Source organism: Bradyrhizobium sp. OAE829, assembly GCF_040546575.1.
In the GTDB taxonomy this organism is placed as follows: domain Bacteria; phylum Pseudomonadota; class Alphaproteobacteria; order Rhizobiales; family Xanthobacteraceae; genus Bradyrhizobium.
The window spans coordinates 3,737,894-3,761,433 of sequence record NZ_JBEPOE010000001.1; the positions used below are offsets into that span (position 1 = coordinate 3,737,894).

The 23,540-nt window shown below is 62.8% G+C and carries 25 protein-coding genes and 1 pseudogene; 18 read left to right on the forward strand and 8 right to left on the reverse strand.

Annotated elements, in window-relative coordinates; all coding sequences use genetic code 11:
- Positions 1–17: 17 nt before the first annotated feature.
- From ABIE49_RS18325 to ABIE49_RS18340, 4 genes are all read left to right on the forward strand, one after another.
- On the forward strand, positions 18–2,084 hold the full coding sequence (locus ABIE49_RS18325; protein ID WP_192735521.1) for a sensor histidine kinase: 2,067 nt from the start codon (positions 18–20) through the stop codon (positions 2,082–2,084).
- Positions 2,054–3,799: an ATP-binding response regulator gene (locus ABIE49_RS18330; protein WP_192735522.1), complete on the forward strand. Its 1,746-nt coding sequence runs from the start codon at positions 2,054–2,056 to the stop codon at positions 3,797–3,799. The genes ABIE49_RS18325 and ABIE49_RS18330 overlap by 31 nt, the downstream gene beginning before the upstream one ends.
- Positions 3,796–4,533, forward strand: a complete 738-nt coding sequence (locus ABIE49_RS18335) for a response regulator (protein WP_192735523.1) — start codon at positions 3,796–3,798, stop codon at positions 4,531–4,533. Before ABIE49_RS18330 ends, ABIE49_RS18335 begins: the two co-directional genes overlap by 4 nt.
- 360 nt (positions 4,534–4,893) lie before the next feature.
- A complete protein-coding gene (locus ABIE49_RS18340) occupies positions 4,894–5,505 on the forward strand; it encodes a sigma-70 family RNA polymerase sigma factor (RefSeq protein WP_192735524.1) in 612 nt (203 codons plus the stop codon).
- Positions 5,506–5,517: 12 nt separating this feature from the next.
- Here ABIE49_RS18340 and ABIE49_RS18345 read toward each other — a convergent pair whose 3' ends face one another.
- Positions 5,518–5,682, reverse strand: coding sequence for a hypothetical protein (locus tag ABIE49_RS18345; RefSeq protein ID WP_192735525.1), 165 nt, complete (start codon positions 5,680–5,682; stop codon positions 5,518–5,520).
- Here ABIE49_RS18345 and ABIE49_RS18350 point away from each other — a divergent pair.
- From ABIE49_RS18350 to ABIE49_RS18385, 8 genes are all read left to right on the forward strand, one after another.
- Entirely contained in the window at positions 5,681–5,872 is a 192-nt protein-coding gene (locus tag ABIE49_RS18350) for a hypothetical protein (protein ID WP_192735526.1), read from the forward strand. The two genes, ABIE49_RS18345 and ABIE49_RS18350, sit on opposite strands and share 2 nt — an antisense overlap.
- 312 nt (positions 5,873–6,184) lie before the next feature.
- Positions 6,185–6,664 (forward strand): cupredoxin domain-containing protein, encoded by a 480-nt coding sequence (locus ABIE49_RS18355; protein ID WP_192735527.1) that lies wholly within the window; start codon positions 6,185–6,187, stop codon positions 6,662–6,664.
- Between the two features lie 53 nt (positions 6,665–6,717).
- The gene (locus ABIE49_RS18360) at positions 6,718–7,701 is read left to right on the forward strand and encodes a hypothetical protein (protein WP_192735528.1); all 984 of its coding nucleotides are present in this window, start codon (positions 6,718–6,720) and stop codon (positions 7,699–7,701) included.
- Positions 7,702–7,788: 87 nt separating this feature from the next.
- Positions 7,789–9,198: a cytochrome ubiquinol oxidase subunit I gene (locus ABIE49_RS18365; protein ID WP_192735529.1), complete on the forward strand. Its 1,410-nt coding sequence runs from the start codon at positions 7,789–7,791 to the stop codon at positions 9,196–9,198.
- A complete protein-coding gene (gene cydB / locus ABIE49_RS18370; RefSeq protein ID WP_210337217.1) occupies positions 9,195–10,202 on the forward strand; it encodes a cytochrome d ubiquinol oxidase subunit II in 1,008 nt (335 codons plus the stop codon). Before ABIE49_RS18365 ends, cydB begins: the two co-directional genes overlap by 4 nt.
- Positions 10,203–10,291: 89 nt before the next feature.
- Entirely contained in the window at positions 10,292–10,393 is a 102-nt protein-coding gene (locus tag ABIE49_RS18375; RefSeq protein WP_192735727.1) for a DUF2474 domain-containing protein, read from the forward strand.
- A gap of 175 nt (positions 10,394–10,568) precedes the next feature.
- Positions 10,569–11,168: a L,D-transpeptidase gene (locus ABIE49_RS18380; protein ID WP_192735530.1), complete on the forward strand. Its 600-nt coding sequence runs from the start codon at positions 10,569–10,571 to the stop codon at positions 11,166–11,168.
- A 57-nt stretch (positions 11,169–11,225) separates the two neighbouring features.
- A complete protein-coding gene (locus ABIE49_RS18385; protein WP_192735531.1) occupies positions 11,226–12,266 on the forward strand; it encodes an amino acid ABC transporter substrate-binding protein in 1,041 nt (346 codons plus the stop codon).
- Between the two features lie 161 nt (positions 12,267–12,427).
- On the opposite strand, the pseudogene ABIE49_RS18390 reads toward ABIE49_RS18385, so the two are convergent.
- Both ABIE49_RS18390 and ABIE49_RS18395 read right to left on the reverse strand, forming a co-directional pair.
- Positions 12,428–13,568: pseudogene (locus ABIE49_RS18390) on the reverse strand (acyl-CoA dehydrogenase family protein).
- Positions 13,569–13,740: 172 nt separating this feature from the next.
- Positions 13,741–14,925 (reverse strand): acyl-CoA dehydrogenase family protein, encoded by a 1,185-nt coding sequence (locus ABIE49_RS18395; RefSeq protein WP_192735533.1) that lies wholly within the window; start codon positions 14,923–14,925, stop codon positions 13,741–13,743.
- Between the two features lie 158 nt (positions 14,926–15,083).
- Between ABIE49_RS18395 and ABIE49_RS18400 the strand changes: the two genes are divergently transcribed.
- Both ABIE49_RS18400 and ABIE49_RS18405 read left to right on the forward strand, forming a co-directional pair.
- On the forward strand, positions 15,084–15,629 hold the full coding sequence (locus ABIE49_RS18400) for a carboxymuconolactone decarboxylase family protein (RefSeq protein WP_192735534.1): 546 nt from the start codon (positions 15,084–15,086) through the stop codon (positions 15,627–15,629).
- A gap of 92 nt (positions 15,630–15,721) precedes the next feature.
- The gene (locus ABIE49_RS18405) at positions 15,722–16,216 is read left to right on the forward strand and encodes a VOC family protein (RefSeq protein ID WP_192735535.1); all 495 of its coding nucleotides are present in this window, start codon (positions 15,722–15,724) and stop codon (positions 16,214–16,216) included.
- Here ABIE49_RS18405 and ABIE49_RS18410 read toward each other — a convergent pair.
- The 5 genes from ABIE49_RS18410 to ABIE49_RS18430 form a co-directional block, all read right to left on the reverse strand.
- Positions 16,167–17,417, reverse strand: a complete 1,251-nt coding sequence (locus tag ABIE49_RS18410) for an MFS transporter (protein WP_192735536.1) — start codon at positions 17,415–17,417, stop codon at positions 16,167–16,169. The genes ABIE49_RS18405 and ABIE49_RS18410 overlap by 50 nt on opposite strands.
- 206 nt (positions 17,418–17,623) lie before the next feature.
- Positions 17,624–17,983, reverse strand: coding sequence for a nuclear transport factor 2 family protein (locus ABIE49_RS18415; RefSeq protein ID WP_192735537.1), 360 nt, complete (start codon positions 17,981–17,983; stop codon positions 17,624–17,626).
- Positions 17,984–18,007: 24 nt separating this feature from the next.
- Complete coding sequence (locus ABIE49_RS18420; RefSeq protein WP_192735538.1) at positions 18,008–19,252, reverse strand: MFS transporter; 1,245 nt, start codon at positions 19,250–19,252, stop codon at positions 18,008–18,010.
- Positions 19,253–19,365: 113 nt separating this feature from the next.
- On the reverse strand, positions 19,366–20,061 hold the full coding sequence (locus ABIE49_RS18425) for a DUF938 domain-containing protein (protein ID WP_192735539.1): 696 nt from the start codon (positions 20,059–20,061) through the stop codon (positions 19,366–19,368).
- A 9-nt stretch (positions 20,062–20,070) separates the two neighbouring features.
- Complete coding sequence (locus ABIE49_RS18430) at positions 20,071–20,406, reverse strand: ArsR/SmtB family transcription factor (RefSeq protein WP_192735728.1); 336 nt, start codon at positions 20,404–20,406, stop codon at positions 20,071–20,073.
- A gap of 208 nt (positions 20,407–20,614) precedes the next feature.
- Here ABIE49_RS18430 and soxC point away from each other — a divergent pair, with 208 nt between their 5' ends.
- From soxC to soxY, 4 genes are all read left to right on the forward strand, one after another.
- On the forward strand, positions 20,615–21,895 hold the full coding sequence (soxC, locus tag ABIE49_RS18435) for a sulfite dehydrogenase (RefSeq protein ID WP_502915998.1): 1,281 nt from the start codon (positions 20,615–20,617) through the stop codon (positions 21,893–21,895).
- Positions 21,879–22,553, forward strand: coding sequence for a c-type cytochrome (locus ABIE49_RS18440; RefSeq protein WP_192735541.1), 675 nt, complete (start codon positions 21,879–21,881; stop codon positions 22,551–22,553). The genes soxC and ABIE49_RS18440 overlap by 17 nt, the downstream gene beginning before the upstream one ends.
- Positions 22,554–22,667: 114 nt before the next feature.
- On the forward strand, positions 22,668–22,991 hold the full coding sequence (gene soxX / locus ABIE49_RS18445; RefSeq protein WP_192735729.1) for a sulfur oxidation c-type cytochrome SoxX: 324 nt from the start codon (positions 22,668–22,670) through the stop codon (positions 22,989–22,991).
- 27 nt (positions 22,992–23,018) lie between these two features.
- Positions 23,019–23,513 carry a thiosulfate oxidation carrier protein SoxY gene (gene soxY / locus ABIE49_RS18450; RefSeq protein WP_192735542.1) on the forward strand — a complete coding sequence of 165 codons (495 nt, stop codon included), beginning with the start codon at positions 23,019–23,021 and terminating at the stop codon, positions 23,511–23,513.
- Positions 23,514–23,540: the final 27 nt, after the last annotated feature.

Consider the following 23,540-nt stretch of genomic DNA (forward strand, 5'->3'; position numbering starts at 1 on the left):
CGCAACAGGAAGGATCAGTGGAACGGCCGGCGGGCCTCGCCGCGCGCGGCCGTATTCGCATCGTCCAGGTGCTGCGCGCGGTCCCGATCCGCTGGCGCATCCTGTCGATCGCGGCCCTGAACTCCGCCGTGGTCGTGGTGCTCGCCGCGCTGATATGGAACGGCGCCAAGGTGCTCGGTTCGGCCTGGGAAGATGTCCGCCACGTCAGGGAATCCGACAAGATCCTGGCGCTGCTCGAAAGCGAAACCAGCCGGCTGCAGAACCTGATCCATCGCTACATCAACCAGCCGAGCCCGGAACTGTTCGCGGAGATCCTGCTGCTGCGCGAAGCCGTGCTCGGCACGCTGACCAACCGCGCCTCGAACGACCCGATGCTTTCGGGCTCGGTCGAGCAGCTCGAGCAGGTCACCGACCGCTTTCTCAACGGTTTCGGCGAACTGCGCGCGGTTCAGGCGACGATCTCGAAAACCTACGAACAGCAGGTGCTGGGCCCGGCCAGGGACATGGCCGGGCTCTATTCCATCATCGAGGGCGCCACCGGGCACCGCGATGCGCTGATCTGGCCGTCGCTCGGAAAATCCCGCGAGGCGTTTACCGGGATGCTGGTCGCCGCCAACGCCTATTACCTTTCGCTGGCGTCGGCTTCGGCCGAGGACGCCCGGCGGAATACCGAGACGATCGAAAAGACCATCCCTGTGATGTCCGACCTCGCCGACAATGATCTGCAGCGCATGGCGCTGACGCGGCTGCACGCGAAAACCCTGGCGCTGCGCGAGGGACTGGCGAAGCTGACCGAGCAGCTTGCGATCCGGACCGAATTGTTGCGCAACACCATCGACGCCAGCCAGGCCGATGCGATCGGCGTGATCGACGGACTGTCGGTGAAGATGCGCCAGCGCGAGCAAAAGGCGCAGGAAACCTTCGACCGCACGCTGGCGGGCATTTCACGCCGCGTGCTGTCGATCGCCGTGATCTTCCTCGGCATCATCCTGTCCGCGGGTGTCCTGATCGCACTCTCGATCCGGCTGCCGCTGCAGCAGATTATGGCGTCGATGCACGCGATCACCTCGGGCAATTACGATCGCGCCGTGCAGGGCACGTCAGCCAAGGACGAGGTCGGCGCGATGGCGCGCGCGGTGGAGGTGTTCCGCGAAAACGCCATCGCCAAACGCAAGACCGAGGACGAACTGCGCGCGTCAAAGGAAAAGGCCGAGGGCGCGCTGCTCGAACTCAATGCCGCCCAGCAGAACCTGATCGACGCCGAACGGCTGGCGGCGCTGGGCGGCCTGGTCGCCGGCGTCGCCCACGAGGTCAACAACCCGATCGGCATCAGCCTGACGGTGGCATCGAGCTTCGCGCGCCGCGCTGATATCTTCGAGACCGAGCTGCGCACCGAGCCGCTCCGCCGCTCCAAGCTCGACGAGTTCGTCAAGAGCTCGCGCGACGCCGCCGGGCAACTGGTGGCCAATTTGCACCGTGCCGGCGAACTGATCCAGTCGTTCAAGCAGGTGGCGGTGGACCGCTCCCATGCCGAGCGCCGACAATTCAGCCTCAGCGAGGCCACCGACCAGATCGTGGCGAGCCTGCGCCCGGTATTGAAGAAGGCGACGATTACGCTGTCGGTCGACGTGCCGGAGGGCCTCTTGATCGACGGCTATCCCGGCTCCTACGGCCAGATTTTAACCAATCTTTTCCTCAACGCAGCCAATCATGCCTTCGCCGACGGCCGTTCCGGGGCGATCTCGCTTTCGGCACGGGCCCGCGGCAGTGACGATGTCGAAATCATTTTTGCCGATAATGGGGCCGGAATGACGCCGGACGTCCAGCGGCAGGCGTTCGATCCGTTCTTTACCACGCGCCGCAACGAGGGCGGTACCGGACTGGGCTTGCATATCGTCTATAATCTTGTCACTCAACAGCTCGGCGGCCGGATGATGCTGGAGTCAAGGCTAGGACAAGGCACCACTTTCCGCATTATCATGCCCAAGGTCGCCAAGGGAATCGTAACCAGCGGACCCACGATCACAGACGCAGCAGCCGACGGAACCCCTCAATGGCCGAACAGGACGATGTCCTCCACCTGATCGACGATTCCGAAACCGCCCCGGATGATTCGTCTGTACGCAAATGGAAGATCGCCGTCATCGACGACGATCAGGCGGTGCATGAAGGCACCCGGTTTGCGCTGAGCGACTACAACCTCCACGGCGCCACGCTGGAAATCCTCTCCGCCTATTCCGCGGCTGAAGGCCGCGTCCTGATGCGCAACAATCCCGATATCGCCGCCGTGTTGCTCGACGTCATCATGGAAACCGACGTCGCCGGCCTCGACCTCGTCGAGTACATCCGCAACGACATCAGGAACGAGACCGTACGCATCATCCTGCGCACCGGACAGCCCGGCCAGGCGCCGGAACGCCGCGTCATCGTCCAGTACGACATCAACGACTACAAGGCCAAGACCGAGCTCACCGCGGACAAGTTGTTCACCTCGCTGACCGCCGCCCTGCGCAGCTACCAGCAGCTCGAGCGCATGGTGCAGACAAGGCGAGGGCTCGAAATCATCATCGACGCCGCCTCGACCCTGTACGACTTCAAATCGATGCAGCGCCTCGCCGAAGGGGTGCTGACGCAACTGGCTTCGCTGCTCAATGTCGATTGCGCCGGTATACTGGTGCTGCGCGACGACGGCGCCCCCGGCAGCGAATTCTCCGTGCTGGCGGGCTCGGGCTGCTACAGCCGCTTCATCGGCACCACCAGCTCCAAGTCGCTCGATCCGGATTTGCGGCAGATGGTGGAAGACGCCTTCACGCGCCGCAAGAACGAGTTCGCCGACCACCGCAGCGTGCTCTATTTGCGCACCGGCTCGGGCCGGGAAGTCGTTGTGCTGCTGCAGGCCGAACGCCAGCTTTCCGACACCGACCGCGCGCTGGTCGAGATTTTCTCCAGCCGGCTGTCGATCGCGTTCGACAATGTGATCCTCTACCAGCAGCTGCATGCGGCCAATACCCAGCTCGAAGACCGCGTCGCCCAGCGCACCCGCGCGCTGATGCAGGCCAACCGCCGGCTTTCGGCGCAGTGGCTGCGGCTGCAGCGCGCCAACGGCTTCAAGAACGAAATCCTCGGCACCGTCGCCCACGACCTGAAAAATCCGCTCGGCGTCATTCTCGGCCGCACAGAAATGCTCAACGAACTGATCGGCGCCGGCTCGCCGAAGGAAAACGTTACTGCGCAGGTCGACCACATCCGCGACGCCACCAAGCGCCTGACCTCGATGGTCGATCATCTGATTTCGGACGCGATGGCGGACGCCTTCGACATCACCATCCGCCGCGAGCCGGTCGACGTCGGCGCCCTGGTGGCCGAAGTCACCGACGCCAATCTACCCTCGGCCGTCAACAAGCAGCAGACCATCAGCGTCTCCGCGCCGCCGAATTTCGTCACCATGTGCGACGTCGACCGGATCCGCGAGGCGATCGACAATCTGGTCAGCAATGCCATCAAATATTCACCGATCGGCGGCAAGATCACGGTGGGCGTCACCCATGAGGGTGACAACACCGTCGTGCGGATCACGGATGAGGGCGCGGGCCTGTCGCCCGAGGATCTCGGCCGGCTGTTCGGCCGCTTCCAGCGGCTGTCGGCCAAGCCGACCGCGGGCGAAAGCTCGACCGGCCTCGGTCTATCGATCGTCAAACGCATTATCGACATGCATGGCGGCCATGTGACCGCGGATAGCCCAGGCCCCGGACAGGGGTCGACGTTTACGGTTACACTGCCTGCAGCAGAGACATCATGAGCCAGAGCCAGCACATCATCATCGTCGACGACGAGGCGCCGGCCCGCGAAATGGTCGGCGATTACCTCAAGATGCACGGTTTCGCGGTGACGCTGTGCGACGGCGGCAAGAGCCTGCGCGGCGTCATCGAAACCAATGTGCCCGACCTCGTCGTGCTCGACCTCAACATGCCCGAGGAAGACGGGCTCTCGATCATCCGCGACCTGAAGAGCCGCATCAACGTCCCCGTCATCATGCTGACGGCGACCGCAAGCCCGATCGACCGCGTCGTCGGCCTCGAGCTTGGCGCCGACGATTACATCGCAAAGCCCTGCGAGCTGCGCGAATTGATGGCGCGCATCCGCTCGGTGCTGCGCCGCAGCGCGCCGGTCAAGGCGGTGGCGCCCGAGGCCGCCAGCGCCAAGGCGGAGAAGGAGCAATTGGTGCGGTTCGGCACCAAATGGCTCGATCTCGAAGCCCAGGCGCTGCGCGACGACGAAGGCAACGAGCATCCGCTGACCGCGTCCGAATTCGGCCTGTTGAAAGTGTTTGCCGCCAATCCGAAGCGGGTGCTGTCGCGCGAGCGGCTGCTGGAACTGGCGAATGCGCGCGACGCCGAAGCGTTCGACCGTGCGGTCGACCTGCGCATCATGCGGATCCGGCGCAAGATCGAGATCGACCCGACCAAGCCCGCCGTCATTCGCACCATCCGCGGCGGCGGCTATCTGTTCTCGCCGACCGGTGAGAAGGGCTAGCTGCGAAAATCAGCGTCGTCCCGGCGAAGGCCGGGACCCATAACCACCTGCAGTCGTGATTTTGCACGTTTGGTCGTTGTCCTGTTCCAACAAGATTGGCTGCGGCGTATGGGTCCCGGCCTTCGCCGGGACGACAATTTCTCCCGCACAGCGGAACCATTCCCCGACTGAAATCCTCCAATTTTCCGCACATTGAAATTATTGATACTTTTGCTCCGAATGTTTCGTCGCGGCCGCTGCGACGAAACAATTCTCCCCGGCACGAAACCATTTTCCCCCTTCCGTGCAGACATCCCGAAACGTTGATTAACTAGAAATCTCCCAACGACACGCCGCCAAGCGGCGAACTGGGAGTTTGTCATGCCGAACGTGATTGCCATCAACGCTGCAGCCCGCAAGCATATTGCCGATGCCCGCGCGACATCGGACGAATCGCTGCTGGAGAGCATTGCCAAAGGCGACCGCACGGCGATGCACGTGCTTTATTCCCGGCATCACGTACGGGTTTACCGCTTCATCCTGCGCATGGTGCGCGATACCACGATGGCGGAAGACCTCGTCAGCCAGGTGTTTCTGGACGTGTGGCGCACCGCCAGCCAGTTCGAGGGCCGTTCCCAGGTTTCGACCTGGTTGCTGTCGATCGCCCGCTTCAAGGCGCTGACCGCGCTGCGCCAGCGCAAGCATGAGGACATCGATCAGGACGACGTGTTGGAGATCGCCGACGAAGCCGACACCCCGGAAGCGTCGCTCGACCGCAGCAACACCAGCGCCATCCTGCGCGCCTGTGTCGCCAAGCTGTCGCCGGCGCATCGCGAGATCATCAATCTGGTCTACTACCACGAGAAGTCGGTGGAAGAGGCCGGCGCGATCATCGGTATTCCCCAGAGCACGGTGAAGACCCGGATGTTCTATGCCCGCAAACAATTGGCCGACTTGCTTAAGGTGGCCGGCGTGGACAGCATCGCTGCGTAAATATCAGCTATTTCAATCGGTTAGATTGGTGTTAGAAGCAGAAACCGAGTCGATTTCGAAGCCAAAGATTAAAGGCGACGAAACAAATGAAACAATTGGCGACATCACCCGGAAAAACTCTGCCCCTATACCGATCATCAACAACGCAACACCACCGCCGAACAGGAGAGCGAACATGCTGAAGCCGTCCTTCCGCCTCTTCATCGTCCCGCTCGGCGCAGTCGCTACCCTTGCTTCGCTGTCCGCTCAAAATGTCAGCCCTCGCGCCCAGCGCGATACCGGTTCGATGTTCGTGCGCGAGCAAGTGGTCGATTGCAGCACCGTGAGCGCCGCCGAGGTCTGTGTGATCCCGGACGTCGTTCGCTAAACCAAGTTTCTGACGAGCCGACCAAGCTTAACCTCCCAAGAACCTCCAACGACCCGGCCGGGATGCCCCCCGCCCGGGTCGCTCTGTATTTGGGGGGCGGGGCCAATACGCCGCGCCAGGAGCCAGTTGGCGGGCTCCAACGTCCGGGACGGGGCCTGAAGAAAATCTCGAAAACAACCCCATGCAAAGTAAAGCGGCCCCCCTCTTCGTCCGGACTTGGGTACCGCTCCCGATTTATTTGCAACTAATTTGCACTTGCATTAGCATCAAATCAGGTGCCGGCAATCGTCCGGAACGCAGGGGGAGGCCACCATGTTCGTCTCGTATCGCGCCGCCATCGGCGCATCTGTTTTGCTCGGCCTCGTCTCGGGCGCGGCGATCGCGGCCGGTGATTTGTCGCGGCAGACGCCGATCGAGGTCACCGTCGCATTGGGCTCGCCCGGCAAGCATGAATTCGCGCCGAAGCAACTGAAGTTGGAGACCGGCAAGCTCTACAAGCTGATCCTGCGCAACGACAGCAACGATCCGCATTACTTCACCTCGCACGCTTTCTCAGCGATGGTGTGGACGCGCAAGGCGCAGGTCACGCAACAGCGCGACGGCAAGACCGTGACGCTCGCCGAGTTCAAGGGCGCGATGCGCGAGATCGAAGTTTATCCGGGACAATCCGCCGAATGGTGGCTGGTGCCGGTCGCCGCCGGCCGCGTCACCGACCTGCGCTGCGACATCAAGGGCGCTGACGGCAAGACCCACGCCGATCTCGGCATGACCGGCGAGATCGTGATCGAGTAATCCTGCACTTTTGCTTGACGCGATCGAGCCGCTCATGATGTTTGCCGCTGACAATGGATGCTGCGGCAAACCCGGATGAAGTTCGGCTGCGCAAGGGATCCTCGCTCAGGGAAAGGTTTGTCCAGGCGGGCTCCGGCGCTGCAATTCTTCTGATTATTGTCCCGGGCCTGCTTACCTGGGCCTCGGGCGGCCGACCATTCATTCCTGCACTCTGGGTCGTGCCGCTCGGATTGTTCCTGATCGGCGTTGCCGCGCTTGAATGCAATGTGGCCTGGATCATCACGCAAGACGGCATCCTGATCGGCGAGCAGCGTCCGCTCGGCCAGGTGCACAAGCGAATGATCAGCCATCACGACATCGCCGAGGTTCGCGTCCGCAAGAACAGGTTCAGCTATCCAGCGAGTTTCAGCCTGGTGTGCAGGCTGGCCTCAGGGGGTGTCTTGATCTCTCCACCGCTGCCGGACATCACGCGCGTCAACGAAACCACCGCAATTGCTACGGGATTGCTCGGTCTTCCCGATGCCGCGCCCATCGACAACCCGCTCGAGGCCGGCAACGCCGAGATCATCCTTGGCTCGCCGGTCAATCCCGATCTGGGCCGCGTGATTCGAATCGCCGTGCCGGTTGTGGCCGGCCTGTGCGCCCTGCCATTCCTCATCGCATTCTGGATCGGCGAGTGGGAGATGGCGCTCGGATTGCTCTTGCCGCTCGGCTTTCTTGCTGCCTTTGCACTCTACCGCTACGCGCACCGATTAGCCGGCGCGTGCTGGATCATTCGGCAAGGCGAGATCCGTGTCGAGCGGATTGCGTTAAGCGGCAAACCATCCGCCGAGACGATCCGAGCAGGTGACGTCGCAGCGATCGAGGTCGACGAGCCCGATTCCAAGGACCGCACCTGCACCATCAGCGTTCGGCTGCGCACGGGCCAGACCTTCTGCAGCCCGACAAAGCACGACCAAAATGCGGCACGCGCCGTGCGCGCAGAAATGGTTCGGCGACTCAATGCTCCTCCGGATGCCGGAACACCGACTGGATAGCGGGCCTCTGCTGCAAAAGGCGCGGTACTGTTATCGCATCCGGCATGATAGGATTGACGCCAGCTTAGCTGCGATAAGGTGGTGCCGATGTTCGAAGGCTGGGATGCCGTTGTATTGGCCCGGGCGCAGTTTGCCTTCACGATGTCGTTCCACATCGTATTTCCCGCCTTCTCGATCGGGCTCGCCAGTTATCTTGCGGTGCTTGAAGCGCTGTGGCTGTGGACCGGGCGCGAGGTTTTCATCAACCTGTTCAATTATTGGCTGAAGATTTTCGCGGTCGCCTTCGGCATGGGCGTGGTGTCGGGCATCGTGATGTCCTACCAGTTCGGCACCAACTGGTCGGCCTTCTCGGACAAGACTGGCCCCGTGATCGGCCCGCTGATGGCCTATGAGGTGCTGACCGCGTTCTTCCTCGAGGCGGGTTTTCTCGGCGTGATGCTGTTCGGGCTCGATCGCGTCGGCCCCAGGCTCCATTTTTTCGCGACCTTGATGGTCGCGGTCGGCACGCTGATTTCGGCGTTCTGGATTCTGTCGGCCAATTCCTGGATGCAGACGCCCACAGGTCACGCCCTTAATGCCGAAGGCCAGTTCATCGCGGTCGACTGGTTCAAGGTGATCTTCAATCCATCTTTCCCCTACCGGCTCGTGCACATGGTGCTGGCGGCGTACCTGACCACCGCGTTGGTGGTCGGCGCGGTCGGCGCCTGGCATCTGCTGCGCGACCCGCATCTGGCCGGCCCGCGCGTGATGTTCTCGATGGCGATGTGGATGGCAACAATCGTCGCCCCGCTCCAGATCCTCGCCGGCGACCAGCACGGGCTCAACACGCTGGAGCATCAGCCGGTGAAGATCATGGCGATGGAAGGCCACTTCCAGAGCCACAAGGACGGCGCGCCGCTGATTCTGTTCGGCTGGCCCAATCAGGCCGCGGGCAAGATGGACTACGCGATCGAAATCCCCAAACTGGGCTCATTGATCCTCAAACATTCCCTCGACGCGCCGATGGCCGGTCTCGACACCGTGCCGCGTGAAAACTGGCCGCCGGTGCCGATCACCTTCTGGTCGTTCAGAATCATGGTCGGCATGGGATTGCTGATGGTGGGGCTCGGCCTGCTCAGCTTGCTGATGCGTTTCCGCGGTACGCTGTACAATTCGCGTTTGCTGCACGTGTTTGCGGTCGCGATGGCTCCGTCGGGTTTCATCGCGGTGCTGGCGGGCTGGATCACCACCGAGACCGGGCGTCAGCCGTTCACGGTGTATGGCCTGTTGCGGACGGCCGACTCGGCATCACCGCTGGCGGCGCCCGCGGTTGCCTCGTCGCTGATCGCCTTCATCATCGTCTATTTCGTGGTGTTCACCGCCGGCGTGATCTACCTGCTGCGCCTGATGGCGCAGCCGCCGCATCATGGCGAGGAAGGTCCGCGCAGCGACGTCCCGGCGCGTGCCGCCGGCATCACGCCGGCCGCCGGTGCTGTCGCCGAGGGAGCCGCGCGATGATCCCCATCGACCTTCCGACCATCTGGGCCTTCATCATCGCCTTTGCGGTGTTCGTCTATGTGGTGATGGACGGCTTCGATCTCGGCCTCGGCATCCTGTTTCCTCTGTTTCCGAAGAAGGAAGACCGCGACGTCATCATGAACAGCGTCGCCCCGGTCTGGGACGGCAACGAGACCTGGCTGGTACTCGGCGGCGGCGGCCTGATGGCGGCGTTCCCGCTGGCCTATGCCGTGCTGATGCCGGCGCTCTACACGCCGATGATCGTGATGCTGCTCGGCCTGGTATTCCGCGGCGTCGCCTTTGAGTTCCGCTGGCGCACCACGCGCGAACGCAACCGCTGGGACATTGCGTTTGCCGGCGGCTCGCTGCTGGCGACGCTGGCGCAGGGCATTGCGCTCGGCGCGATCCTGCAGGGCATTCATGTCTCGGGACGACACTATGCCGGCGGCTGGTGGGATTGGCTGACGCCGTTCAGCATCCTCACCGGCGTCGCGCTCGTGATCGGCTACGCACTGCTCGGCTCGACATGGCTGGTCATGAAGACCGAAGGCGAATTGCGCGACCGCGCCTATCAGCTAAGCTGGCTGCTGCTGGTCGCGATGCTGTGCGCCATCGGCATCGTCAGCATTGCAACACCGTTCCTGCATGTGCAGTACACCCATCGCTGGTTTGCCTGGCCCAACATCATCCTCACCGCTCCGGTTCCGGTGGCGGTGGCGGCCGTCACCGTGATGTTGCTTCGCAGCCTCGCCAACAAATATGACTACCAGCCGTTTTTCCTGACGCTGGCGCTGTTCGCGCTGTCCTATGCGGGGCTCGGCATCAGCATGTATCCCTATATCGTGCCGCAGAGCATCACGATCTGGCAGGCGGCCTCGCCCGCAAATAGCCAACTCTTCATGCTGGTCGGCGTCGCGATTCTCATACCGCTGATCCTCGGCTATACCGCGTGGGCCTATTGGGTGTTCCGCGGCAAGGTCAAAGCCGGAAGCGGTTATCACTGATGACCAAAGCGTTTTCCAGCGAAGTGGACCCCGGTTCGCGTCAAGAAAACGCGTCCAATCAAGAATCCAGCGAGCCGACACCGCGGCCGCTGACGCAGCGCCTGCTGTGGTTTGCCGCGCTCTGGCTCGGCGGCGTCGGCACGGTGACGCTGATCTCCTACGGCCTGCGACTCTGGATCGCGCCGAAATGAGCCGTCTGTCACAATCAGCCGCGATCGAGATGAACAAAAATAGAAGCCATTCCAGCAAGATACCGGCCCTGCTGCCCTAAACTTGCCATCAAGCTGGCCCTGAGATTTGATGGTTCCGCTGATTTGGCCCAAGCGCCAACCAATTGGCCAACGCGCCAACAAGGAGAGCTCCGCAATGACGAAGTTTCGGCACCTGATCTGGATGATGATCGCAACGAGCGGTCTGGTCCTCTCAGCCTCGCAGAGCAACGCGCAGCTGCGGCAGCCCGATGTGGGTGACCAGCCGGGGCTGGTCGCCGACGAATCCGTCCAGCTCGATCCGCAGTTCAGGAAGACGGCGGTGCTCTACCGCACCAACGAAGCGCCGGGAACCATCATCGTGGTCACGGCCGAGCGCCATCTCTATCTGATCCAGGGCGGCGGCCGCGCGCTGCGCTACGGCATCGGCGTCGGCCGCGAGGGTTTCACGTGGCAGGGACTCGTTAACATCACGCAAAAGAAGGAATGGCCGGATTGGACGCCGCCGCCGGAAATGATTCAACGCCAGCCCTATCTGCCGCGCTTCATGGCCGGCGGCCCGGGTAACCCGCTCGGTGCGCGGGCGATGTATCTCGGGACCACCGTCTACCGCATTCACGGCACCAACCGTCCCGACACGATCGGCACCGCCGTCTCCTCCGGCTGCTTCCGGCTCGTCAACGCCGACGTCGCCGATCTCTATGAGCGCGTCCCGGTCGGCACCAAGGTGATCATCCGGCAGAAGCCCGAACTGTAATTGCGACAGCACCGTCTCTTCCGCAGATCCATTTCCCTGAAATTGGTGAGTTAAAAAATGCTACGTACTTTTCGAGGCGGCCTCCTCATTGGGCTGGCGGTCGCAATCGCGGTCGCGGCTGGCGCAATCACATATGAACGCTATGACACCAAGACCCTGAAGCGGACGCTCAAGCGCGGCGAACTGCTGTGCGGCGTCAACAAGGGCCTGCCCGGCTTCTCGATCCCCGACGACAAGGGCGACTGGACCGGCTTCGACGTCGATTTCTGCCGCGCGGTGGCGGCGGCTATCTTCGACGATCCCAAGAAGGCGAAGTTCATTCCGCTCGACGCCAGCGAGCGGTTCAAGGAGCTGTCGAGCCGCAAGGTCGACATTCTCTCGCGCAACTCCACCTGGAGCATGTCGCGTGAGGTCAACAACGCGCTCTATTTCCCGGCCGTCGCCTATTATGACGGTGAAGGCTTCATGCTGCCGGCCTCGCGCAAGATCGATTCCGGGCTGGACCTGAACAACAGCAAGATCTGCGTGCAGGAAGGCACCACCACGGTGCTCAACGTCGCGGATTATTTCCGCGCCAACAACATGAAATACACGGAGATGAAATTCGCCAAGCTGGACGATGTCGTCAAAGCCTATAATGAAGGCAAGTGCGACACCCTGACCGCCGACGTCTCCCAGCTCTACGCGCTGCGCATCAACCTCAGTAAGCCGGACGATCACACCATCCTGCCCGACGTCATCTCGAAGGAGCCGCTGGCACCCGTGGTGCGGCAGCGCGACGACGACTGGATGATGATCGTAAAGTGGACGCTATACGCGATGATCAACGCCGAGGAACTCGGCATCACCTCCAAGAACATCGACGAGGCGCTGAAGTCGAAAAAGCCCGACGTGATGCGGCTGGTCGGCACCGAAGGCGCCTATGGCGAGGACCTCGGCCTCTCCAAGGACTGGGCCGCCCGCATCATCCGCCATGTCGGCAATTACGGCGAGATCTACGACCGCAATGTCGGCGCCGAATCCAAGCTGAAGATCCCGCGCGGCCTGAACTCGCTCTGGAGCAACGGCGGCATCCAGTACGCCCCGCCGATTAGGTAGCGCTTAAGCTCGCAAGCCTAGCCACACACTCGCTGTCATCACCCGCGAAAGCGGGTGATCCAGTACGCCGGGACATTTCGGATCAATCACGGCCGCCGCGGCGTACTGGGTCGCCCGGTCAAGCCGGGCGATGACACCGATTATGTCTCTGCAGACGCAAATCAATAACTCTTCATCCGCGCCAGTTGATCGGCGTGGTAGTTGCTGTCGCCGAACAACTCCTGGCAGACCCGTGCGCGCTTCATGAAGAAGCCGATGTCGAACTGGTCGGTCATGCCCATGCCGCCATGCATCTGCACGCCTTCCTGCACCGCCCGCGTCGCGGTGGTCCCGGCGCGCGCCTTTGCAACGGCGACTGCGGCCCCGGCGTTGGTAAAATCGTCATCCAGCGTCTGCAGCGCCTTCAGCACGGCGGCGCGGGTGATCTCGATATCGATATAGAGCTCGGCGGCGCGGTGCTGCAGCGCCTGGAATTCGCCGATCAGTTTTCCAAATTGCTTGCGCTCTTTCAGATAGGTCACGGTGCGACCGAACACTTCCTCGCTGAGGCCCACCATTTCGGAAGCCACCGCGCCGCGGCCGATATTGAGCACGCCTTCGAGCAATGCTGCGCCCTGATCGACCTCGCCGAGCACGCTATCGGCGTTGACCTCGACATTGTCGAACTCGATGCGCGCCGCATTGTGCGAATCCACCATCGCCGTGCGTTCCACGGCAAGACCCTTGGACTTGGGATCGACCAGGAACAGCGTCAGCCCGTTACGCTCGCCGGCGGAGCCGCCGGTGCGCGCCGCGACGATCAGGAGATCGGCGGTGTGGCCGTCGACCACAAAAGCTTTTGCGCCGCTCAGCTTGAAGCCGTTGCCGGAGCGCACGGCCTGCAATTTGGTCTGCAGCGGGCGATGCTTGGCGCCTTCGTCGACCGCGAGCGCCGCGAGCAGCGAGCCGTCCGAAATTCTGGGCAGATGCGCGGCCTTCTGCGCGTCGCTACCGCCACGCGTCAGTGCGGAGGCCGCCAGCACCGCGGTCGACAGGAACGGCGACGGCATCAAGGTGCGGCCGATTTCCTCCATCACCACGCCGGCCTCGACGGCACCTAACCCGCTGCCGCCAAAGTTTTCCGGCACCAACAGGCCGGAAAAAGCCCATCTCGGCAAACGCCTTCCAGAGCTCGCGGGAAAATCCCGTGGCGTCTTTGCTGTCGCGCAAGCTTCGCAAATGCGACACCGGCGCCTTGTCGCTGATAAGGCCGCGCGCGCTGTCGCGCAGCATGGATTGTTCTTCGGTGAGGACGAGTGCCATTGGAGAGGATTCCGGTTTCGAGATGAACTAAGTTGCTTCGTCGTCCCTGCGAAAGCAGGGACCCATACGCCGCGGCCTATCGAGTAGGAATGGAGCTGGTGTCACAACCAAATACTCAACAGCGGTGGTTATGGGTCCCTGCGTTCGCAGGGACGACGAGAGAGGTTGGGCACTACGCCCCCGGCAGATCGAGGATCCGCTTGGCGACGATGCCGAGCATCACCTCCGACGTGCCGCCTTCGATCGAATTCGCCTTGGTGCGCAGCCAGGCGCGCGGGCGGGCGCCGCCTTTGGAGCGCTCGCTTTCCCATTCCAGCGCGTCGACGCCGCCGGCCGACATCAGGATTTCATGGCGGCGCTTGTTGAGCTCGGTGCCGTAATATTTCATCGCCGAGGAAAACGCCGGATGCGACTGGCCGGCTTTGGCGAGATCGACCGCGCGTTCCGCCGCCGCCGACAGCGCCGCCTCGTCGATCTCGAAGGTCGAGATCTGGCCGCGCAGCATCGGATCCTCCAGCCGGCCTTGCTCGTCGCTGCCGACCGAGTCAGCCGCGACCTGACCGAGCGGCCGGCCGACGCCGCGCTCGCCCATGCCCGAGATCATCGCGCGCTCGTGCTGCAGCAGGTATTTCGCCACATCCCAGCCGCGGTTGACGGTGCCGACCACATGCGATTTCGGCACCCGCACGCCATCGAAGAAGGTTTCGCAGAACGGTGAGTAGCCCGAGATCAAGAGGATCGGTTTGGTCGTGACGCCCTTCGACGTCATGTCGAACAGAATGAAGCTGATGCCGTCATGCTTCTTGGCTGACCCGTCCGTGCGCACGAGGCAAAAGATCCAGTCGGCGTAGTTGGCATAGGACGTCCAGATCTTCTGGCCGGTGATGACGAAATCATCGCCGTCGCTTTCGGCGCGGGTCTGCAGCGAAGCGAGGTCCGATCCGGCGTTGGGCTCGGAATAGCCCTGGCACCAGCGGATCAGGCCCGCGGCAATCTTCGGCAGGTGCTCCTTTTTCTGCGCCTCGTTGCCGTATTTCAGCAGCGCCGGCCCGAGCATCCAGATACCAAAACTCGACAGCGGCGAACGCGCGCCCATCGCCGCCATTTCCTCGCGCAGCACCTTGTGCTCGGCGCGGTCGAGGCCTCCGCCGCCATATTCCTTTGGCCAGTCGGGCACGGTCCAGCCCTTGTCGCGCATCCGTTCGAACCAGACGCGCTGCGGCTCGGAAGAGAATTTGGCGTTGCGGCCGCCCCAGTAGGTGTCGCCCTCCGAGGTCATGGGCTTGCGCATTTCCGGCGGGCAATTGGCCTCGAGCCAGGTGCGGGTTTCACGGCGGAATTGATCAGGATCGGACATGGTGCGTTTCCATATTGGGCGAGTTGAAAAGACCTTAGTCGCCGCATCGCGGAATTCAACATCTCTCTGCGCCGCACATGCGCGCAACGCCATAGTCACGCGCCGGGATCGGGTGTATCGCAGAGGCGGCAACGATTGAAAAACAAGAGGAAACCGACATGCGGCTGAAGTTGCTTTCGCCTGGCGAAATGAGCCCCGAGCAAAAAGAAACCTACGACGAGTCGATTGCCGGCAAGCGCGGCGCGCCGCCGGCGCCGATGATGGCCTGGCTCAACAGCCCGCAGATGGCCAAGCATGCCACGCGACTCGGCGAGCAACTCCGCTTCAACACGATCTTTCCCGCAAAACTTTCCGAGATCGCGATCCTCGTCACCGCGCGGCACTGGACCTCGCATTACGAATGGTTCGCGCATAAGCGCCTGGCGCTGAAAGGCGGCATGGACCCGAAAATCATCGACGACATCCGCGACCGCCGCACGCCCACTTTCGACGATCCCAAGGGCCAGATGATCTACGACGTCGCCAAGTCACTGCATGAGGGCCACGGCCTCTCCAAGCCGTTGTATGACGCGGCGGTGGAATTGCTAACGGTGCGCGGCGTGACAGAGGTCATCGGCCTGTGCGGCTACTACACAATGGTGTCGATGACGCTGAACACCTTTGAGTTCGGGCTGCCGGATGGGGAAGTGTCGGATTTGGCGTAAGGTTTGGAAACGCTTGGTTTCCGAATTGCGGGGTACCCGTTTTCCGGATTCTCCCTACTTGTAATCCCGGCAAGGCAAATGGAGACATCGACATGCCCGACAACCCGCCCATCATATCCGGCACACGGATCGGGCATGTCCATCTCAAGGTCGCGGATCTCGAACGCGCGCTGGGGTTTTACTGCGGCGTACTCGGTTTTGAGATCATGCAGCGGATGGGCACGGCCGCGGCGTTCATTTCGGCCGGCGGCTATCATCATCACATCGGCCTCAACACCTGGGAAAGCAAAGGCGGCCAACCGCCACCGCCGGGCACCACCGGGCTGTTCCACACCGCGATCCTCTACCCCACCCGCCCGGCGCTGGCGGACGCGCTGCATCGCGTGATGCAGGCCGGCATTGCGCTCGACGGCGCCAGCGATCATGGCGTCAGCGAGGCGCTGTATCTGCGCGACCCCGACGAGAACGGCGTCGAACTGTACCGCGACCGGCCCAAGGAAGAATGGCCGCGCGCCACCGACGGTTCGCTGTCGATGTTCACGAAGCGGCTGGATCTCGAGGATTTGCTGGGCGCCCGCGAATCATGATCAGCACCGCCGCAATCAATTCGAGGCCAATACAGCCGTAAAACGGCAGCGAATAGCTGCCCGACATGTCGCGCAGCAGGCCGACCACGCCGGGACCGAATGCATAGGTGATCTGGTTGATCGCGGTGATCAGGCTGACCAGCACGCCGAACGAGCGTGGATCGAATTCGCGCTGCACGATCAGCGCCGGCAGCGTGATCAGGTTGCCGACCGAAAATCCGAACAGCGCGCAGGCCGCCATCAGCGCGTAGTCATTGTGCACGTTGATGACGATCACGAGCGCCACCGCCTGGCTGACGAACGAGAGCGCGGACGCCAGCCGCTGGTTCATCTGGTCGATCACGAACGAAAACAGCACGCGGCCGACCACCGCCATGGCGGTCAACAGCGCGACCGCGATGGCCGCGCGCTCGCGCCCGATCACCGAATCCAGAAACGAGATCAGATGCACGATGAAGCCGACCTGCGCGAACAGCACCAGCGCGAAGGCCGACGATACCGTCAGAAATCCGATATCGCGAAATGCCCGCGCGCGAATCTGAATCGGCGATGGCGCGTCCGCAGCGCTGACCGCGCCTCCGTTTGCGCTAGCATGGCCCGGCGGCCGTCCGACGTAAATCAGGATGACCGGCACCATCAGCGCTACCATCACCACCGCCGCGGCAATCATCGCGCCCGGGAAACCGAAATAGCCGATCGCCAGCACCAGCAGCGGCACGCCGGCGATCCCGCCAAAACTGGCGCCGTTCAGCGCCAGGCTGATCGCCATCCCGCGTTTTTTGTCGAACCAGAGGCCCAGCGTGTTGGTGATCATGCCGAGGCTGGTGCCGGCCCAGCCGAAGGCGAGAAACGCGTTGGCGAGATAGAGCTGCCAGGGTTCGCGCGCCTGGCCGATCGTAACAGCGGCAATCGCCATCGTGCCGATGCCGGCGATCATGCAGTTGCGGGGACCGAACGCCCTGATCGCCTCGCTAACGAAGGCAACCAGCGCCGCGCCGGACAGATAGAAGAACGTCGTGCCGAGCGAAATCAGCGACGCCGGCCAGCCGTGCAGCCGCTGCAGCTCGGCGACATAGACGCTCTGGCCGTAGAAGCCGAGCCCCCAGCCGAAAGTCGCGAGCAGGAAACAGACGAGCACAATGCGCCAGCCGTCGTAGCGGAGCGAGGTTTCGTCGGGAGTGGTGTAAGTGGATGCGTCCAATGTTTCTTGCTTTTGTTTGCGTTTGCCCCGTCATGCCCGGCCTTGTGCCGGGCATCCACGTCTTCCTTGCTAGCGGCCGCCAAAGACGTGGATGGCCGGGTCATCTAGCGCGAAGACGCGCTTCGCGCTTCTGCCCGGCCATGACGACGGTTAGCAGATAGCAAAACAAAAAGCTTCGACCGCCGCCGAAATGTCAGCAGTTGTCATCAGGCCTTCTTCGGCGGCTCATAGAAGAACCGCTCGCGAAAGATCCGGTCGCCGCGCCATTCCTGCATCGCGACTTCATCGATCCGCATCGTCTTGCCGGATGGATAGGTGAAATCGAAGATCCAGTGGATCGCGACCCGATCACCTTCGAGAACCGAGGAAACGCAGGTCGTGACGACATCAGACACCCGCTCCAGCGTCGCGCGCTCCTGCCCCACCAGCACGTCGCGGCCGACGCGCGGCGGCGCGCTGTTCTCCTGCATGGTGGCGTCCTCGGTGTAATAGCGCTCGATGGCGCCGGCATGGTCGCCCGAAACAACGACGGCGATGAATTCGTCAAGACGCGCGCGTGAGGGCATGAGGCCTCCAGATCAGGATTTCTATTAGATAGTGGGGCCGGCAAGTTCGTCAACTTCCCGCAGCTTCGCCCGCCGTCGCGCGAATGATGCGAGCGACAGCACCGCGAGCCCCAGCAGCACCGGCGGGAACACCACCATGTTGACCATCGACCAGCCGTAATGCGCCAGCAACTGGCCGGACGAGAACGAGCCGATCGCCATCATCCCGAACACCAGGAAATCGTTGAAGGCCTGCACCTTGTTGCGCTCCTGCGGCCGGTGCGTCTCCAGCACCAGCGCGGACGCGCCGATAAACGCGAAGTTCCAGCCGACGCCGAGCACGATCAGGCAGGCCCAGAAATGCATCGCGGTGATACCGGATAGGCCGATCAATGCGGCGGCGGCCTCCAGCAGCAGGCCGAGCGCGACAATGCGAGGCGCGCCGAAGCGTGCGATCAGCGAGCCCGTGAAGAAGCTCGGCCCATACATCGCCACGATGTGCCACTGGATACCAAAATTGGAATCGCTGACGGTCAGCCCGCACATCTTCATCGCGAGCGGCGCTGATGTCATCACCAGATTCATCATGGGATAGGCGATCACGCCGCACAGTGCCGCCGCAATGAATCGTGGCTGCCGCGCGATCTCAAACAGCGGCCGGCCGCCATGCATGTCCGCCGCCGCAGGTTTCGGCGCATCGACGCTGGACAGGACCGCCATCGCGACCAAAGCGACGAAAGCCTGCATCAGAAAGCTGAAGGCGAACAGATAAGGCGGCCAGATATCCATGGTCCACTGCACGAGCTGCGGACCGAGCACGCCGGCGAACACGCCGCCCGCCATCACCCACGAGACCGCCTTGGGGCGGAACGCGACGCTGGCGCCGTCGGCGGCGGCAAAGCGATAGGATTGCGACACCGCGCCATAGAGTCCGCCGAAGAAGGTCGCGCAGCAGAACAGCCAGAACGCGCCCTGCAGGATCGCGAGCGCGCCGATCAAACCGGTGAGCACGCCGCAGCCGGTGCCGATGATGAAAGCGATGCGGCGACCGTGCGCGCGCGAAATCACACCAGTCGGCAGCGTGCCGGCGGCAAGGCCCAGCACATACATCGAGAGCGGCACGGTCGCGAGCGAGATGTCAGGCGCCAGCGTCGCGCCGACGATCGAACCGGTGGCGAAGATCACCGCGGACTTGGCGCCGGTCAGCGCCTGTGCCGCGGCGAGACGCAGCACATTGGCGCGCGCCCGCGCGTCATTGACGATCTCTGCGGTGGCAGTGGCATCCAGCATCGGCATTCCCGCCCCGGCAGGCCCCGGCGGGAGCTGCAATTCATTGGCTTGTTTGATTTGCGGCACTATGAAGACGCGCAGACGTGCGATCAACCGGCGCAAACGGGCGCGCGCTATGCGCTGGGCTCACCCTTTATCGATCGCTCGAACACCAGAATGAAATTATTCGCCGGCATCGGCACGGTTGCGATCAATGCGAGCCCAACGCCTTCAGCCAATCGGCTGACATCGGCAATATCGCGCACGCCCCATTCGGGGTCGCGGTCGCGAAGGCTGGTGTCGAAGACGGCATTGCTGAGCGCGGTGTGCTTGCCGTCGCGTTTGAACGGGCCATAGAGAAACAGCCGCCCGTCGCTGCGTAAGTAACGCGACGCGCCGGCGAACAAGCCTTCAGCGACGCGCCAGGGCGCGATGTGAATCACATTGGCGCAGAACACCGCCAGCAAGTCGGAGGGCCCGCTGCCGTCCTGCATCTGGGGACACCATGCGGGATCGCTGAGATCGATCCGCATTTCGGGACGGATGTTCGGCAGGCCCGCATGGGCGCGCCACGCCGCAATGCTGTTCAGATGCGCCTCGTTGAAATCGCTCGGCCACCAGGTGACGTCGGGCGCATGGCGGGCGAAATGCACGACATGCTGGCCGGTGCCGCTGCCGGCCTCCAGCACGTCGCCGGATTTGCCGGCGAGGAATTTCTGCAGCACCGCCCAGATCGGTGCGTGGTTGCGATGGAATGCGGCCGCATCCAGCCGGCCGTCGGCCTCAATCGGCCGGCCATCCTTGCCAAACTCCACCACAAACTCAGCCACCGCAAAATCTCACTTCAAGTCTCCGCAATAGATTTCCTTCAAGACCTGCAAGACGCGCAGGGCGCGCTGATCGACGACGCGGTAATGCAGCGTCTGCGAGGCCCGCCTGAATTCGACCAGGCCGTCGGCACGCAATTTTGCCAGATGCTGCGACAGCGCCGACTGACTGAGCTTGGCGACGCCGACGAGTTCACCGACGGTCATCTCGCCGCGCACCGCGAGAAAGCACAGGACCAGCAGCCGCTTCTCGTGACCGAGCAATTTAAGCAGCTGCGCGGCCTCGCCGGCCTGTTTCGCCAGCTTCTTCAGGGACGCCTCGTCCTCGGCGCCATTGCCGACGGGCATCTTGTTGGTTGTTGCCGCTTCTGCTCTCATCGTCTGCATCCGGATCGAAATCAGCGCCGACTGGGCGCGGTGTATCAGTTTATCGCGCCTATGGTTATTTAGCATTGACTAAATTAGTGAATGCCGATAAACCCGCGAAAAAGCAACAAATGATGCGGCCATGCGGCGGCAAGGGGAATGAAACGTGCGGCCTGATCTCTGGCGCAGCATATCTCTACTGTCGAGCACGGGCGCGTATACGCGGCTCGGCCGGCGTTCCCTGCTCGGCCTTGGCGCGGCGCTGACCGGCAGCCTTGCTCTCGGTCCAAAACAGGGAAATGCAGAGCCCTCGCCGGCATCCCCGCCTGCGGACGCGCCATGGTCGCAATCGATCGGGCCCGGCGTGGTCGACCGGCCCTATGGCCGGCCCGCCGATACCGAGGCCGGCGTCATCAGGCGCAACGTGCCGTGGCTCACCGCCGGCACCGAATCCTCCATCAGCTTTTCGCCGCTGCAGGATCTGCACGGCATCATCACGCCGAACGGCCTGTTTTTCGAGCGCTATCACGCCGGCCGGCCGGACGTCGATCCGGAGCAGCACAAGCTCATGATTCATGGCCTGGTCGAGCGCCCGCTGTTGCTCTCGATGAAGGACATCATTCGTTTTCCGTCCGTGACGCGGATCCATTTCATCGAATGCCCGGCCAATGGCGGCATGGAGTGGCGTGCCGCGCAGTTGAACTCGCTGCAGTTCAATCACGGCATGATCTCCTGCGCGGAATGGACCGGGGTGCGGCTGTCGACCCTGCTGGAAGAGGTCGGCATCAAGAAAGAAGCCAAGTGGGCCATGGTCGAGGGCGCCGACGGCGCGCACATGAACCGCAGCCTGCCGCTCGAAAAATGCCTCGACGATTGCCTCGTGGTCTACGCGCAAAACGGCGAGGCGCTGCGGCCCGAACAGGGTTATCCGCTGCGGCTGGTAGTGCCGGGCTGGGAAGGCAATGTCAGCATCAAATGGCTGCGCCGGATCAAGCTCGGCGACAAACCCTGGCATTCGCGCGAAGAAACCTCGAAATATACCGACCTGATGCCCGACGGCACCTCGCGCGGCTTCACCTGGCTGATCGACGCCAAATCCGTCATCACCTTCCCCTGCCCGGAAAAGCCGCTCTCGAGTCCCGGCCTCTATGAAATCAGGGGATTGGCATGGACCGGCAACGGCAAGGTCAAGCGCGTCGACGTCTCGACCGATGGCGGCGTCAATTGGCAAAGCGCGCGGCTGCATGAGCCGGTTCTGTCGAAGGCGCTGACGAAATTCACGATACCCTGGCGCTGGGACGGCGCGCCGGCGCTGCTGGAATCCCGCGTGATCGACGAAACCGGCTATGTGCAGCCGACCATCGCGCAGCTTCGCAAGCAGCGCGGCACCAATTCGGTCTACCACAACAATTCGATCCAGACCTGGCAGGTGAAGGGCGACGGGAGCGTGTTCGATGTCCAGCTCGCGTAAGCACCTCGCGCTGCTTTGCGTCAGCATGATCGCCGCCGCCGGCACCTTCGCTTACGCCGCCGAGCCCGGATATTACGGCTATGGCGAGCGGGCGACGCCCGAGCAGATCGCCGGCTGGGATATCGATGCGCGCGGCGAGGATGGTGCGGGCCTGCCTGCGGGCCGCGGCGGCGTGATCAGGGGTTCGGAGGTCTATGCCGAGCAATGCGCGGCCTGCCATGGAACTTTCGGCGAAGGCGAGGGCCGGTTTCCCAAGCTCGTCGGCGGCGCCGGGACGCTCAGGGATGACCGGCCGGAGCTGACGGTCGGCAGCTACTGGCCGTTTGCGCCGACCCTGTGGGACTACATTAACCGCGCCATGCCGATAGCCGCACCGCACACATTGTCAGCCGATGACGTTTATGCTTTGACCGCCTATATTCTGAACCTGAACGACATCGTTCCCAGTGAATTCGTCGCCGACCGGGAAAGCTTGCCGAAAGTCAAAATGCCCAATCGCGACAATTTCCTCTGGACCGATCCGAGGCCCGATACGGCAGCGAAACCGTGCATGAGCGCATGCGTTGACCCCGCCAGCGTCAAAATCGTGTCCACGGCGGAAGGCAAGAACCTGACGCCGCGCACGACGGGGTCACTCGACACCATGCTGGCAAAGTAGAATTGGCAAGCAAAGTAGCGTTGATACGCAAAGTAGAATTGGCAAGCTGAATAGAAATTACGGGAAACGTCCTTGAGCAACACACCTCTAAACAAGCTTGGCCTGATCGCGGGGATGGTGCTGGCGCTATCGATCGGCGCCGCCGCGAGTCCCGCTGCTGCCCAGTCCGCGGCGGCGGAAGGCCAGAAACTGGCCTTCGACCGCAGCAAGGGCAATTGCCTGACCTGCCACGCGATCAAGGGCGGCCAGTATCCCGGCACGCTCGGGCCGGAACTGGTCGACATCAAAAGCAAATACCCCAACCGCGACGAGCTCGTCGCCATTATCTACGACGAAACCAAGCGCAATCCGCTGACGGTGATGCCTCCGTTCGGACGAAACCGGATTTTGACCGACAACGAAATCAGCGCGGTCGTGGATTTCCTGCAAACATTGTGACGACGCGCCTTTCAGGAGAACTTTCGGATGACACGCACTGACAATGGATTTTCCGCCACGCGGCGCCTGATCCTGCAAGGCGCGGGCGCGGTGGCGCTGGTCGGCCTTGGGAATCTTCCTTTTGGCCTCACGCAGGCGTTCGCGGCCGCCAACGACAAATATCCGGAAGATGCGTTCAAGCAGAAGAGCGAAGCCGACGCGATCAAGTCGCTCTACGGCAAGACGGCAGAGGCTTCCGACAAGGTGAAGATGGACGCGCCCGAGATCGCCGAAAACGGCGCCGTGGTTCCGGTGTCGGTTTCGACGACGCTGGCCGACGTGACCTCGATCTCGTTCCTGGTGGCTGAAAACCCGGTCGCCCTGGTGGCCTCCTACAAGATTCCGGCCGGCACGATGCCGAGCGTTGCCAACCGCATCAAGATGGCGAAGACCAGCAACGTGATCGTCGTCGTCGAAGCCGGCGGCAAGCTCTACAGCGCCACCAAGGAAGTCAAAGTCACCGTCGGCGGTTGCGGCGGTTAAGACACAGATAATCGAAGGATCGAAACA